This is a genomic window from Antarctobacter sp. (assembly GCF_048262615.1).
Classification (GTDB): Bacteria; Pseudomonadota; Alphaproteobacteria; order Rhodobacterales; family Rhodobacteraceae; genus Antarctobacter.
The window spans coordinates 159,749-174,399 of sequence record NZ_JBLXFB010000007.1; the positions used below are offsets into that span (position 1 = coordinate 159,749).

At 65.8% G+C, this 14,651-nt stretch carries 10 protein-coding genes; 4 read left to right on the forward strand and 6 right to left on the reverse strand.

The features are described 5' to 3' along the window. Positions 1–94: 94 nt before the first annotated feature. Entirely contained in the window at positions 95–2,758 is a 2,664-nt protein-coding gene (locus tag ACN0S5_RS10160) for a hypothetical protein (RefSeq protein ID WP_417208066.1), read from the reverse strand. A gap of 209 nt (positions 2,759–2,967) precedes the next feature. On the opposite strand from ACN0S5_RS10160, the gene ACN0S5_RS10165 reads away from it, so the two are divergent. Further along, a complete protein-coding gene (locus ACN0S5_RS10165) occupies positions 2,968–4,260 on the forward strand; it encodes an O-acetylhomoserine aminocarboxypropyltransferase/cysteine synthase family protein (RefSeq protein WP_417208067.1) in 1,293 nt (430 codons plus the stop codon). A 59-nt stretch (positions 4,261–4,319) separates the two neighbouring features. Here the strand turns inward: ACN0S5_RS10165 and ACN0S5_RS10170 are convergent, their stop codons facing one another. Then, positions 4,320–5,015 (reverse strand): SIMPL domain-containing protein, encoded by a 696-nt coding sequence (locus tag ACN0S5_RS10170; RefSeq protein ID WP_417208068.1) that lies wholly within the window; start codon positions 5,013–5,015, stop codon positions 4,320–4,322. Between the two features lie 166 nt (positions 5,016–5,181). Here ACN0S5_RS10170 and ACN0S5_RS10175 point away from each other — a divergent pair, with 166 nt between their 5' ends. Continuing rightward, complete coding sequence (locus tag ACN0S5_RS10175; RefSeq protein WP_417208069.1) at positions 5,182–8,157, forward strand: hypothetical protein; 2,976 nt, start codon at positions 5,182–5,184, stop codon at positions 8,155–8,157. A gap of 77 nt (positions 8,158–8,234) precedes the next feature. On the opposite strand, the gene hppD is transcribed toward ACN0S5_RS10175, so the two are convergent. Continuing rightward, entirely contained in the window at positions 8,235–9,332 is a 1,098-nt protein-coding gene (gene hppD, locus ACN0S5_RS10180; RefSeq protein WP_417208070.1) for a 4-hydroxyphenylpyruvate dioxygenase, read from the reverse strand. A gap of 119 nt (positions 9,333–9,451) precedes the next feature. On the opposite strand from hppD, the gene ACN0S5_RS10185 reads away from it, so the two are divergent. Continuing rightward, positions 9,452–9,928: an Lrp/AsnC family transcriptional regulator gene (locus tag ACN0S5_RS10185; RefSeq protein ID WP_417208071.1), complete on the forward strand. Its 477-nt coding sequence runs from the start codon at positions 9,452–9,454 to the stop codon at positions 9,926–9,928. Between the two features lie 9 nt (positions 9,929–9,937). Here ACN0S5_RS10185 and ACN0S5_RS10190 read toward each other — a convergent pair whose 3' ends face one another. Together ACN0S5_RS10190 and ACN0S5_RS10195 are read right to left on the reverse strand one after the other, a co-directional pair. Beyond that, positions 9,938–12,355, reverse strand: a complete 2,418-nt coding sequence (locus ACN0S5_RS10190; protein WP_417208072.1) for an ATP-dependent helicase — start codon at positions 12,353–12,355, stop codon at positions 9,938–9,940. Positions 12,356–12,437: 82 nt separating this feature from the next. Continuing rightward, a complete protein-coding gene (locus ACN0S5_RS10195) occupies positions 12,438–12,932 on the reverse strand; it encodes a hypothetical protein (RefSeq protein ID WP_417208073.1) in 495 nt (164 codons plus the stop codon). Positions 12,933–13,055: 123 nt separating this feature from the next. Between ACN0S5_RS10195 and ACN0S5_RS10200 the strand changes: the two genes are divergently transcribed. Beyond that, complete coding sequence (locus ACN0S5_RS10200) at positions 13,056–14,216, forward strand: alpha-hydroxy acid oxidase (protein ID WP_417208074.1); 1,161 nt, start codon at positions 13,056–13,058, stop codon at positions 14,214–14,216. Here the strand turns inward: ACN0S5_RS10200 and ACN0S5_RS10205 are convergent. Next, positions 14,202–14,645 carry a BLUF domain-containing protein gene (locus ACN0S5_RS10205; protein WP_417208075.1) on the reverse strand — a complete coding sequence of 148 codons (444 nt, stop codon included), beginning with the start codon at positions 14,643–14,645 and terminating at the stop codon, positions 14,202–14,204. The genes ACN0S5_RS10200 and ACN0S5_RS10205 overlap by 15 nt on opposite strands. Positions 14,646–14,651 lie beyond the last annotated feature (6 nt).

Here is a 14,651-nt window from a genome sequence, read left to right on the forward strand (position 1 = left end):
CCTTAGAAAAATCAAACGGTTACAGAGACGGTTTTACTTTTGGGTAACGATTGGCCGGTCCGGGCGCACCGCCCGATCCGGCCATTTTCCATGCTCAGTTCAGGGAAAAACAGGCCGGGTCAGAGGCGCAGCGCCCGATGGCGGCGCGCAGGGCCGGTGACTTGCCATCCTGATAACGGTCGTAGCCGGAAGGCAGCATGTCGTGGCGTTCAAGCTGATGCTGGTACAGTTCGAACACCCGCGCATCGGCGGAAAAATCGCTGGTGACATTGTCGAGCCGGTCGTAATGGGCCAGCCATACGCGCTCTGCCTCGGCATTGCGGCCCAGCGCGGCCAGCGCCAGCCCGCGATAGAAATCGGCCTGATCCTCTTGAGAGCCTCGAAAACGCTCTGTCTGCAAAAGCGCGTTTTCCGGCTGATCCGCCATCAACAGCAGGCGCACATACCAATCCCTGTCATAGCCGCTGTACCCGAGAAACCGGATATAGGCGCGATAATCGCGCAACGCCGCCTCAAAGGCGTCGATGCGGTAGTGCTCATAGGATCGCGCGTTATACGCCTTGGCTGCTTCGGTCTTCAGCAGCCATCCGGTGTCGATTGCGCGGGTGCATTTTTCGATCGCGTCCTCGACATAGGAATCGCAGGTCTGGGCGGCGGCCTTGGCGTGCTCGCGGCGCGCGGTGTCAAAATATAGCGGCCCCTCAGGCAGGCCGACGACATAGGACAGGCCAAAGGCCTCGCTGTAGTCGTCATAGCCGATCTGACCGGAAATCACGCAGTCGGTGGCGGCGGCGCAGGCCGCAAGGGCGGCACGTGACCCGGCCCCGAACTTGCCGTCAATCGCGCCCGTGTAGACCCCTGCCCGTTGCAGAAAGCGTTGCAGGTCAAGGGCTCTCGTATCGCCGATGTCCTCTGTCTCTTCGAAGATCGCCCCCATCCATGCCTCGACCGCCGCATCCGCGCGCCCGAGGCGGGCAAGGATATTGCCGTACACCACATCTGTCTCACGCTGAAAGAAGGAGCGTGACCATTGGCTGGTGACAGCGCGCACCGCCTCCACGTCGTCAAGCGCGCCCGCGTAGTCGCCTTTGCGGTAACGGATGGCGGCGCGGTTCTTGAAAAGAGTGTGGTCCGGGGCCACCGCGTCGATGGCACGGGTGATAACGGCGTCAGCCTCTTCAAACGCCTCGATTTCCGCATATTGCACCGCAAGGAAATTCTCGATCTGCGTGCGTTCCTCAGCGTCGAAATCGCCCTCCTGCAACATCGCCTCACACATGTAGATGTTCATTTCCGGCTGGCCCTGATTGCAACTGCCCTGCCCGTCCGGTTCGCCCAAGGGCATCAGCAGGCTGTTGGCGGCGCTGCGGCTGAGATCCAGCGCGGTGTCGGAGACCGGCACCGGCAGCAGGTCCGGCGCGGCATCGGTGTCCGGCGGCAGGCAGTCGCTTTCATAGCTGCACCGTTGCACGGCGATGCGGGTCAGCGCGGTATAGCGGCCATCGGCGGCCTTATCGAGATAACCGGCGCTGGCCAGCGCCTGTTGCCATGCGCGCACCCGGCTGTCGCCCTGCGGTTTGCCGGACAACAGGTCATCCCAGACCTGAAAGGCGGTGTTCACGTTTCCTGCGGCGCGTTCGAACAGGCCCAGCCGGGCAAGGAACCGTTCGGGGGGCGCGGATGTGGCGTCGATGGCGGCGCGCAGGGCCAGCGCCGCGTCCGCGTGCCGTCCAAGGGCGGCCAGCGCCAGCGCGCGGTTTTCCAAAAGCGCCGGTGTGTCGGGGCGCAGCGTCAGGGCGGCCTGAAACGCCTCATGCGCGGCAAAGGCGTCTCCGGTGGCGAGGAACGCGGCCCCCACGGCGTTTTGCAGCGCCGCCTCTTCGGTGTCGTCCCACTTGCCCGAGGCCAGCGCGGCGCGGCAGACGCGCAGGATCTGCTCCCACCCGTCGGCCTCTGTACAGGCGCGCGCGGCCCGTTGCGCGGGGGGCGCAACCGGCGGGGCCTTGGCGGTGTCTTTGGCGGTGTCTTTGGCGGTCCCGGTGGCGTCGGCGGCCAGCGCGGCGGCCAGTTGCCGTTCGGCGGCCTGCGCTGTCGGGCAGGTGGCAAAGCGGTGCAGATGCAGGCGCAGCCCCTCCGCGCCCAGCGGGGCGATCCGGTCCAGATGCGCCTCAGCCCCGGCGCAGGGGGCGCTGTTGACGATGCCCAGCGTCGCCAGTTCCTGATCCGTAAAAACATACATGTCGTCCGCCGGGGTCAGCAGCATCTTGTTGACCACCGCCCCGTGGACCCCGAAATCGTCATAGGCGGTCATGATGTCAGCCAGCGCGACCTGCCCGGACCGCAGGCTGTCGCTGTTCGAGGCCAGTTGGTGCACCCCCAGCGCGCCATGGGCGGTGCGGGCGACCCCGGCAAAGAACAGGTAGGAACAGGCGGAAAAACAATCTGCGCCCTCGGGGATCACGGTGCGCAGCCCGGCCTCACGAACAGTATAGGCCATGGTCAGTGCCGCATGTACCGATCCGCCGCGACTGGACAGCGACAGGTCGCTGACCTGCGGATAGCTGCCAAGGGCACGGTTCAGCAGGACCGGCGTGCGGATGTCGATGGCGTCGACCAATGACAGGACATGCGGTGTGTCGGTGTCGTAAATGATTGGATAGAATTCGGTCTTCTGTTCCGCCGCCACCGTTTGCGCGCAGAACATCAGCGCAAGGGTGGGCGGCAGGATCGACAGGTGGAAAACAGCGGGACAATGCATACCAGAAAACCTCATGGGCGGGTTCCGGACTGGCGCGGGACATGCGCCGGAACAGGGGTAAGTCTGCACGAGAGCGCGGCCGATCTCAATGAAATTGCCCGGAAGATTTGGCCCGAGGCGCGGCCTTGGCGGTTCTTGTCGAAGCCCGCTGGCAGAACCGCTTTCAATCCCCTACTGCTAGTCGCATAGGACATTAGGGAGAGACAAAAATGACTCAGGAAGAGCCCAGCTACGGTTTTGACACGCTTCAGATCCACGCAGGCGCGCGGCCCGATCCGGCCACCGGCGCGCGGCAGGTGCCGATTTACCAGACCACGGCCTATGTGTTCCGCGACGCCGAACACGCCGCCGCGTTGTTCAACCTGCAAGAGGTCGGCTACATCTATTCGCGCCTGACCAACCCCACCGTTGCCGCCCTGCAAGAGCGGGTTGCGGTGCTGGAGGGCGGTGTGGGCGCTGTCTGCTGTTCCTCGGGTCACGCGGCGCAGATCATGGCGCTGTTCCCGCTGATGGCGCCGGGGCGCAACGTGGTGGTGTCGACGCGGCTGTATGGCGGCTCGATCACCCAGTTCAGCCAGACCATCAAGCGCTTTGGCTGGTCCGCGACCTTTGTCGATTTTGACGATCTGGATGCGGTGGCGGCGGCGATTGATGACGACACCCGCGCGGTGTTCTGCGAGAGCATCGCCAATCCGGGCGGCTATATCACCGATCTGGACGCGATCTCGGCGATTGCCGACAAGGCGGGGCTGCCGCTGATCGTCGACAACACCTCGGCCACGCCCTACCTGTGCCGCCCGATCGACCATGGTGCCACGCTGGTCGTGCATTCGATGACCAAGTACCTGACCGGCAACGGCACCGTGACCGGCGGCGTGGTGGTGGATTCGGGCAAGTTCGACTGGTCCGCCAGCGACAAGTTCCCGTCGCTGTCAGAGCCGGAACCGGCCTATCACGGGCTCAAGTTCGCCGAGACCTTTGGTCCGCTGGCCTTCACCTTTCACGGCATCGCCATCGGGCTGCGCGACCTGGGCATGACGCTGAACCCGCAGGCGGCGCATTACACGCTGATGGGGATCGAAACCCTCAGCCTGCGGATGGATCGCCACGTCGAGAACGCGACACGGATCGCCGCATGGCTGGAGGGGCATGACGCGGTGGCCGGTGTGACTTATGCCGGGCTGCCGTCCTCGCCCTATCACGACCGGGTGGCGCGGATCTGTCCCAAGGGCGCGGGTGGCCTGTTCACCGTGGCGCTGAAGGGCGGCTACGAGTCCTGCATCAAGTTTGTCGACGCGCTGGAGATCTTCAGCCATGTGGCCAACCTTGGCGATACCCGCAGCCTTGTGATCCACTCGGCCTCGACCACGCACCGGCAGTTGTCGGAGGAGCAGCAGGTCGCGGCGGGGGCGGCCCCCAACGTGGTGCGGATTTCCATCGGGATCGAGGATGCCAACGATCTGATCGCCGACCTCGATCAGGCGCTGAACAAGGCCAAGTGAAACGACAAAGGGCGGGGATTTCCCCGCCCTTTCCATTTGCGTTCCCGGCATCAGCCGCATCACTCGGCGATGGTAAACACCATTGTCACCTCGGCGCGCACCTCCAGTTCGCCCGCCGCGACCGGCACGTCCTTGGCGACAACCGCCGCTTCGCGCATCATGGCCTCTGCCCCGGCGATGGAGCGGACCAGCGGCTCGGCGGTGTCGCGCAGTTCCAGCACCGGGCCAAGCGTCACCCCCGCCGCGTCGGCGTAGAGTTTGGCCTTGGCCATGGCGTCGGCCACCGCGCGGCGGCGGGCCTCATCCTCGATCGGGCGCGGTTCTTGCACGCTGAACGACAGGTTCTGCAACTGGTTCGCGCCATCGTCCAGCACCGCCGACAACAGCGCGCTGATCCCGTCCAGATCGCGCACCCGCACGCTGACCGTGTTGGTGGCGTAATAGCCCAGAAAGACGTCCTCGTTGCGGGCGTTGTCCCAGCGGGTCTGTTCATTGACCCGCAGTTGCGTGGTCTGGATGTCGCGCATGTCCACCCCCAGACCGGTCAGCCGGGCAAGAATCGCCTCGACCGCGTCAGAGGTGGCGTTCATCGCCTCGACCGCCGTGGGACCGCGCCCGTCGGCCCCCAGCGTGATCACCGCCATGTCCGGAACGACCGCCAGATGGCCCTCGCCCGAGACGGTCAGGCGGCCCTCTGCCGCCGCGACAAGCGGCAGCGAAAGCGCCACCACCGTCAAGAATGCCAAAATTCGCATAAATTGCCTCACAATCTGTAGGATTCTGGCGCGACTGTCTCGCGATCGGGTGAAATCGGCAAGGGTGCAACAGCTGCTTTCTTTTCTTCGGCAAAGAGTTGCCTTATATATTTTAGACACTGCGCTAGGACTCCCGCAGTGATGGCAGGCCTGATAAGAACCGCTCATGACACCAAATTTTGCGCTCTCGCTCTCATTCGAAGGTATCAGCCTGCTCCGGCGGATGGGCCCCCGCTGGGCCCTGATTGATGACGTTGCTCTGGATCATGATGACTTTGACGCGCAGGTTCTGGACCTGCGCGACCATGCCGAACGTCTGGACCCGACCGGCGCGCAGGTGGCGCTGATCATTCCGAACGAGCAGATCCGCTATCTGGATCAGCCCGACCTTGGCGGCGACGAACTGAGCCGCGATGTGGCGATCCGCGCCTCTCTGGACGGGGCGACACCCTATGCGGTGTCGGACCTTGTGTTCGATTACGTGGTCAGTGGCGGGCGGTTGCAAGTCGCCGCCGTGGCACAGGAAACGCTGGACGAGGCGCAGAGCTTTGCCCGCGAACACGGGTTCGAGCCGGTTTGTTTTCTGGCCAAAGCATCACGGGACGCCTTTGACGGGCCGGTGTTCTTCGGCAAGACCGGGAACTGGAATCGCGTGGTCACGCGGCCGTCCCGCGCCATCGACATTGTCCCGGCGGATGAGGCCGCGTTGCGCCCGCTGCCGAAACCGGAACTGGTGAACGCGCCCGCGCCGAAACCGGCCGCGGCGCCCGAGCCTGTTGCCGAGCCTGTTGCCGAGCAGCCCCCGCAGCCCGAGGCCGCGCCCCCGGTGCAAAAACCAGTGCCGCAACCGGCGTTTCACCAGCGACCAGAGCCAGAGCCCGCGATTGACGTCCAGCCGGACTTGCCCGCGCCGCAGATGCCGGTGGCCCCGCCTGTCCCCGCGCCAAAGGCGGCCCAAGCAGCGCCAACGGCTCCTCCCAAAGCACCCGCCGCGGCGAAGCCGCTGGCCGCGCCTGCCGCGACGGCTGCACCGGCGGCGACGAAACCTGTGCCCTCTCCCGTGGCGGCCCCGGCAAAGGCCCCGGATATGCCGCGCGCGGACCGCGCCCCGGTGGCCCCCGCCCCCGGCGCGGAGACGGACTCGCCCCCGGCCTTTTCGACCATCCGCGCCGGGCGCGGTCTGCCGGACAGCGCCGCCCCTGCCCTGACCGGCGCGCTGAAATCGCGGTTCACACCCGTCACCCCGCAAGGGCCCGACCCGCGTGCCGCCGCCCGCGCAGCGGAAGAGACGCCGGAAGACAAGCAAGCCTCTGGCAAGACCGGATTTTTCGCCACGCCTGCGGCCACGGCGCTGCTGGCGCAGGCGGCGGCCGCCGTCGAGGCGACAGAGGTCGCCCAGCGCGACAAACCCGCCAAACCGGCCGCGCCCAAACGCCCCGAGCTGCCGCCCCGGCTGAAAGCCAGAACCAAGACAAAGGCCCCGGCCAAGACCGGCCTGAAGGCGCTGCCCAAGATGGCCGCCGAACGGGCTGCCGCCTTGGCCGCGGCCCCGTCGCGTGCCGCCAAGACCGACGAGACCATCGCCCCGCCGGTGGCGGCGCGTGAGGTTGCGCCCGGTCCCACACCCGGTCCCAGCCGCGCCGCGCGTCCCAATCCCCTGGCCAAGCTGGCCGCCCTGCGGGGGCCGCGCCCGAACGCCGAAATCGGCGGTCCGGCCTTTGCCACCGGCGGGGCCGCGACGGCCACCGCCAGCCCCGCCCACGCGATGTTCGGTTCGTCGAACGAACGCGACCGGATGACCGTCTTTGGCGCGCGCGACCGTGGCGAGATCGGCGGCAAGCCCCGCTATCTGGGCCTGCTGCTGACCGCCTTGCTGTTGCTGTTCCTCGCCGGGGTTGCGGCATGGGCCTCGGTGTTTCTGGAGGACGGGCTTGCGCGACTTTTCCGCTCCGGGGATGACGCCCCTGCCAGCGCGGTTGCGTCGCTTCCCGATGGCGCGGATGTGCCGGATGCCCGCGACACTGGCGTTGTTCTAGAATCCGCGTCTCCGGCTGCCCTCTCTCCGCCGGCGGTGTCGCTGCGGCCCGTGGCCCGTCCCGCCGAGGACATTCGGCTGGCGGCCTTCGACACGCCGGATGTCACCGCTGACGCGCCGGTGCCGCCCTTGTCGGTTCCGCTGGACCCGCGCCAGTTGACCCCCGAAGAGGCCGCCGCCACCTATGCCGCCACCGGCATCTGGCAGCGCGCGCCGGTCAAGCCGATGACGCCGCCCGCCGATGGCGTCGACGACATCTACGCCGCCTCGATCGATCCCGGCATCCAGATTTTCGACGCCGTGGCCCTGCCCGATGTCAAGGACCTGGAGCGGGAACCGGGCTTGCAAGACCCCGGCCTGCCGCCGCCCGCGGGGCTGACGTTTGACTTCGACGAGCGCGATGTTGTGCGCGCAACCCCCGAAGGCGCGCTGACCCCGGATGGGTTGCGGATTTTCACCGGCCGCCCGCCGGTCATCCCGCCCCTGCGCGGCGAAAACACCGTGGCCGAGCCGGATGTCCCGGACACGCCGGATGGCGCAGTCACGGTGCCGCGCCTGCGCCCGCAGGCCCGCCCCAGCGACATCATCGAACAGCGTGAGCGCAGCCAGTTGCGCGGCATCACCCGCACCGAACTGGCCAGCATCCGCCCGACCATGCGCCCGACGACCGTGCAGGAACAGGCCGAGATCGACACCCCCGATGCCACCGATCAGGCGGTGGCGCGGTCCTTGGTGCCGGTCGGTCGCCCGCGCAACATGGAGGCCATCGTGAACCGGGCCGACCGCAGCATCGCGCCCAGCCCGGTCCAGACCGCCGCCGTCGCCGCTGTTGCGCCCCGCACCGTCGCGCCCAAGATCCCGTCAAGCGCCAGCGTCGCCCGCTCCGCCACGCTGGAAAACGCGATAAACCTGAAGAAGATCAACCTGATCGGGGTTTATGGCGCTTCCGACAACCGCCGCGCCTTGGTGCGTCTGGCCAATGGCAAATACCAGAAGGTCAAGGTTGGCGACCGGCTGGACGGCGGCAGGGTGACGGCCATCGGCGATGAGGACCTGCGGTACTCCAAGGGCAGCCGGAACGTGACGCTTCAGATACCGCGCGGCTGACCGGATACCCGCAGCTTGGAAAACAAAAGCCCCGCCAGAGATCTGACGGGGCTTCTTTTTCGTCTGTGTGTCGGGGATCAGGCGACGTCGCCCAACTCTCCGCTGTTGATCTGCTCCTGTTCGATGGATTCGAAGAGCGCCTTGAAGTTGCCTTCGCCGAAACCGTCATCGCCCTTGCGCTCGATGAACTCAAAGAAGATCGGCCCGATCACGGTCTTTGAGAAGATTTGCAGCAGGATGCGGGTCTCACCGCCATCCACCACGCCTTCGCCGTCGATCAGGATACCGTGTGCCTTCATCCGGTCCAGCGGCTCATCGTGGCCTTTCACCCGGTCAAACGACATGTCGTAATAGGCGTCCGGCGGGCCGGGCATGAACTTGACCCCCAGTTCGGCGATCTGGTCGGTGGCGTCATAGATGTTGCGCGCGCCGACGGCGATGTGCTGGATGCCTTCGCCATTGTACTTTTTCAGATAGGCGACGATCTGGCCCTTCTCGCCCCGGTCTTCGTTGATCGGGATGCGGATACGGCCACAGGGAGAGGTCAGCGCGCGGCTGAACAGCCCGGTGAATTTGCCCTCGATGTCGAAAAAGCGGATTTCGCGGAAGTTGAACAGGTCGCCGTAGAAGTGGAACCACTTGTCCATATTGCCCTTGAAGACGTTGTGGGTCAGGTGGTCGAGGTAGTAAAACCCGACGCCGCGCGGCTTGGACTGTTCGATCCAGTCGAACTCGGCGTTGTAGGGCGAAGTGTCGTAATACTGATCGGTAAAGTAGATCAGGCTGCCGCCGATGCCCTTGATCGCGGGCCAGTCGACGGTCTTGTCGGCCCCTTCATAGGGTTCCGCGCCCTTGGCGATGGCATGGTCATAGGCGTGCTGCGCATCGACCACGCGCCACGCCATCGCGGGGGCGCAGGGTCCGTGTTCGGCAACAAATCTGGCGGCAAAGCTGTCGGGTTCGGCGTTCAGCACGTAGGTGATGTCGCCCTGCTGCCAAAGCTCGATCTTCTTGGTCTTGTGGTTGGCGACATGGGCATAGCCCATGCGGGCAAAGAGATCGCGCAGTTCCTGCGGCTCCGGGCTTGCGAATTCGACAAATTCGAACCCGTCGGTGCCGGCGGGGTTCTCTGCGGTGATCGTGGCCTGCGGGGCGTCGTGCGGGAAGGGTCCCATGCGTCTCTCCTGCTGTGAATGTCCTACAGGCAATGTACCTTTACCGGGGCGCGGGTTTTGCGCATAATTGTCCTGAATGTAGACCCCTGCGCGCGGAATGCGCCGGAAAGGCAATTTTCATGCAGGAAAAACGCGCGACACTGGATGCGACGGATATTGCTCTGCTGGACGCGGTTCAGCGGGACGGTCAGGCCACGGCGCAGGATCTCAGCGCCGCCCTGAACCTGTCGCCCAGTCAGGCGGGCCGACGGCGGCAGCGTCTGGAAGAGGCGGGTGTCATTCGCGGCTACCGCGCGCGGCTGGACCCGGAACGGCTGGGCCTTGATGTGCAGGCCTTTGTGCAGGTGCAACTGGCGCGGCACGGAGCCAAGGAAGGCGCGGAATTCGCGCGGTTGCTGCGCATCCGGCCAGAAATCATCTCTGCATGGACCATGACGGGCGAGGCCGATTACCTGCTGCGGGTCTATTGCCCGGACCTGCCGTCGCTGAATCGTTTGATCCACGAGGTTCTGCTGGCGCATCCGGTGGTGGCGCGGGTGCATTCCCAGATCGTGATGGACCAGCCCAAAGCGGATGCGCCCCTGCCCATCGGGTGACGGGACGCGCTAGAACGGCACGTCGTCGGCGGTGTGGATGAAGCGGGCGACCACCTTTTTGGTGCCTGCCTTTTCAAACTCGATTTCCAGCTTGTCGCCCTCGATGCCAAGGATCGCACCGTAGCCGAATTTCTGATGAAACACGCGGTCGCCGACCGTGTGGATCGAGACCGCCTCAAGGTCGATCACCTGTGCGCGGCTTTCACGCGGCTGGCTGACGGGGCGTTGGTTCTGCCGTTCCTGAAGCCGTTTCCAGCCCGGAGAGTTGTAGACATTCGCCTCTGCCGCGCGTTGTTCGACACCCGAGGAATAGCCGCCCATGCCGCCGCTGGCCGCCGCCCCGTAGCCGCCGCCATACAGGCCGGGGGGTGTCAGCACCTCGACATGTTCCTCTGGCAATTCATCGACAAAGCGCGAGGGCATTTGCGATTGCCACTGTCCAAAGACCCGGCGGTTGCCTGCAAAGCTGATGGTACAGACCTCTTCGGCGCGGGTGATGCCGACATAGGCCAGCCGCCGTTCCTCTTCGAGGCCTTTGACGCCGCTTTCATCCATGCTGCGCTGCGACGGAAACAGCCCGTCCTCCCAACCCGGCAGGAAGACCACGGGAAACTCCAGCCCCTTGGCCGCGTGCAGCGTCATGATCGACACCTTGGCCCCGGCCTCATCCTTTTCATTGTCCATGACCAGCGCGACATGTTCGAGGAAGCCCTGAAGGTTTTCAAAGCTTTCCAGCGCCTTGACCAGTTCCTTGAGGTTTTCCAGACGGCCGGGGGCCTCTGGTGTCTTGTCGTTCTGCCACATGCCGGTGTAGCCGCTTTCGTCCAGCACGATCTCAGCCAGTTCCATGTGGCTGACGTCCTTGTCGCCGGTCATCCGCCCCCAGCGGGCAAGGCCCACGATCAATTCGCCCAGCGCCTTGGCGCCCTTGCCCTTGATCGCGCCCTGTTCCACCGCCAGCGCCGCGCCATCCACAAGGCTGACGCCGTTTTCACGGGCGATGCGCTGGATGGTTTGTTGCGCCTTGTCGCCCAGTCCGCGCTTGGGCGTGTTGACGACGCGCTCAAACGCCAGATCATCGGTGGGGGACACGACAAGGCGGAAATAAGCCATGGCATCGCGGATTTCCATCCGCTCATAGAATCGCGGGCCGCCGATGACGCGGTAGGGCAGACCGATGGTCAGAAAGCGATCCTCAAACGCGCGCATCTGGTGGCTGGCGCGCACGAGAATGGCCATGTCGTCCAGCGAATAGGGCCGCATCCCGCGGGTGCCGCCCTGCATCGATTCGATTTCCTCACCGATCCAGCGCGCCTCTTCCTCACCGTCCCAATGGCCGATCAGGCGCACCTTTTCGCCGTCCTGCGCCTGGGTCCAGAGTTCCTTGCCCAGACGCCCGGTGTTGCCCCGGATCACACCCGAGGCGGCGGCAAGGATATGCGGGGTAGAGCGATAGTTCTGTTCCAGCCGCACCACATGCGCGCCGGGAAAATCCTTTTCAAACCGCAGGATATTGCCCACCTCAGCACCGCGCCAGCCATAGATCGACTGGTCGTCGTCGCCGACGCAGCAGATGTTCTTGTGCTGTGACGCGAGCAGGCGCAGCCAGAGATACTGCGCCACGTTGGTATCCTGATATTCGTCCACAAGGATGTAGCGGAACCAGCGTTGGTACTGCGCCAGAATGTCCGGGTGGGTCTGAAAAATGGTGACCATGTGCATCAGCAGGTCACCGAAATCGACGGCGTTCAGTTCCAGCAGGCGGCGCTGATAGGCGGCGTAGAGTTCCGGCCCGCGATGGTTGAAGGCCCCGCCGTCCGAGGCGGGCACCTTGTCCGGCGTCAGGGCGCGGTTTTTCCAGCCGTCGATGATGTTGGCCAGTTGCCGCGCGGGCCAGCGCTTGTCGTCGATGCCCGCCGCCTGCACCAGTTGCTTGAGCAGGCGAAGCTGGTCGTCGGTGTCGAGAATGGTGAAGTTCGATTTCAGGTGCAGGACAGGCTGCGAATCGGGCCCCTCGACCACCTGATCGGTGTCGGTCCCGGCGGTGATCAGTTCGGCGTGGCGGCGCAGTTGTTTCACGCAGATCGAGTGGAAGGTGCCCAGCCATGGCATCCCCTCGACCGTCTGGCCCAGCATCCGCGAAATGCGGGTCTTCATCTCGCGCGCGGCCTTGTTGGTGAAAGTCACCGACAGGATTTCGTTCGGTCGGGCCCGTCCGGTGTTCAGCAGGTGGACCACGCGCGCGGTCAGCGCCTTGGTCTTGCCCGTGCCCGCCCCCGCCAGCATCAGCACCGGGCCATCCAGCACCTCGACCGCCTCGCGCTGGGCCGGGTTCAGCTCATCCAGATAGGGGGCGGGGCGCGCCGCCATGGCGCGCGCCGAAAGCGAGGACGCCTCAAACGCGTCGAATTCATCGAAACTGCTCATGGCGGCAATCTAGCGCCATCGGGCGGTCAGGGGAAGGGCGTGTTCGCCCTATGTTCACCCCTTGCGCGACGATTTTTACCCGTCAGGCCGGGACGGCCCATTCGGGTTGCACCGCCGGTTTGCGCCGCGTGGTGGAAAACACCGGTTTCGGCATCGGCGGCTCAGCCGGGGTTTGCGGTGCTGTGTCCGCGCGGGCGGGCGTCAGCTTGCACGCGGCGCGCCCGGCCAGCGAGGCCTGCGCCATCCGCGCGACCACGCGGGGCGCGACCCGCCCGTCCAGCACGCAATGCAATGTGGTCACCGCGTCCGAGTACAGATCCGTAACCTCCGCCACATCGCGGGCCAGCAGCATGGTGACCAGCCGGGGATTGCGCCGCTCCGCCAGCGCGGTCAGGCTGACAATCCGCTCTGACCCGCAATCGGCGTCGATCACCAGCACATCGACCACCGCGCGGCGCAGACAGGTTTCGGCCACCGCGAAACTGCCGGACCCGGTGACATGGATGCCGGATTCCAAAAAGGCGATCTGGCTGCGCTCGAGGCGTATGGGATCAAGGTCGACAATCATCGCGTGCATGGGATTTCCTTTCCTACCGCTTGCGACCAACTTCCGCCAAGGCACTTAAAATATGTTGAAGATTTGTCGAGAATGCCGCCAAGGCCGCTTGCACCCCGCCGCGATCCCGCGCCAGATACTGCCATGGATCTTCACAGCCGCTTTCTGACCGTCGCCGATCTGCGCCGCGCCGCGCGCCGACGTGTTCCGCATTTTGCCTGGGCCTATCTGGACACCGCCACCGGCACCGAGGCCAGCGCCCGGCGCAACCGCACCGCGCTGGACGCGGTGCTGTTCACCCCGTCCATTCTGGACGGCGAGGTGACGCCGGATCTGTCGGTGGACCTGTTCGGCCAAAGCCACCCCCTGCCCTTTGGCGTGGCCCCGGTGGGTCAGTCCGGGTTGCTGTGGCCGGGGGCGGAACGGCTGCTGGCGCGGGCGGCGACCACGGCGGGCCTGCCCTACGCGCTGTCCATGGTCGCCAATGCCACCCCCGAAGAGGTTGGCCCGGACACCGGCGGCAGCGGCTGGTTCCAGCTGTACCCGCCCCGCGACATCGACATGCGCCGGGACATGCTGGCGCGGATCAAGGACAGCGGGTTCAAGGTGCTGGTGCTGACGGTCGACGTGCCGGTGGCGGCGCGGCGGGAAAAGCAGGTCCGGGGCGGGCTGGTGCAGCCGCCGCGCATCACGCCACGAATAGCGATGCAATGCGCGCTGCGCCCGACGTGGTCGCTGGCGCGGCTGCGGGCCGGGATGCCCCGGATGAAAACGCTGGACCGCTATTCGCAGGACATTGCCCCGCGCGATCCGACCGCCCACATCGGCTATCTGCTGCGCACCGCGCCGGACTGGGACTATCTGCGCTGGCTGCGCGACGCCTGGGACGGGCCGCTGGTGGTCAAGGGTGTGCTGCGCCCCGAGGACGCGGCGCGGATGCAGGCCGAAGGGGTCGACGCGATCTGGGTCTCGACCCATGGCGGACGGCAGTTTGACGGTGCGCCCGCGTCGGTGGACTATCTGCCCGGCGTTCGGGCGGCAACGACGTTGCCGGTGATTTTCGACAGCGGGATAGAGGGCGGGCTGGATATGTTGCGCGCCATCTCATTGGGGGCGGATTTTGTGATGATGGGCCGGGCCTGGCACTATGCGGTCTGCGCGCTGGGGGACCGCGGTCCCGCCCATTTGATCGACATGCTGCGGCGCGATCTGGTGTCCTGCATCGGGCAATTGGGCGTGGCGCGCCCGACGGACCTGCGCGGGATGGCCTTGCCAGCCGCGCCTGTCGGCTCAGGCCCCGGTTAACGACCCGAGATCGCGAAAAGAGGCAAAGAACGTGCGCACAAAGATGGCGGCGCGTTTGTCCAGCGACTCGATCCTCGCGAGATCCTGTTTGACCGCCTCAAAGGCCTTTGCCCCCAGATCGTCGGCCCCGGACATCGTGTCTGGCCGGGCAAAGGCCATGGTCCAGTTGGCAAACAACCGTTCGCTGACCTGCGCGGGCGGCAGGCTCTGGATGCCGCGATGCAGCGGGTTGGCGGCGATTCGCCCAAAGACGCGATCGACGGCCTCATCCTTCCCCTCAAGAACCTGAAGGAACGTCCCGTCGTGATACAACAACAGGCCGGTGACGCCGTCCCGCCTGTTGTTTCGCCGCGCAACGGCGAGAATTTGCGCCAGGTCGTCCGGTGTTGCCAGCCTGACAGCGGAACTGAGATAGATCAGCCGTTTCACGCAACG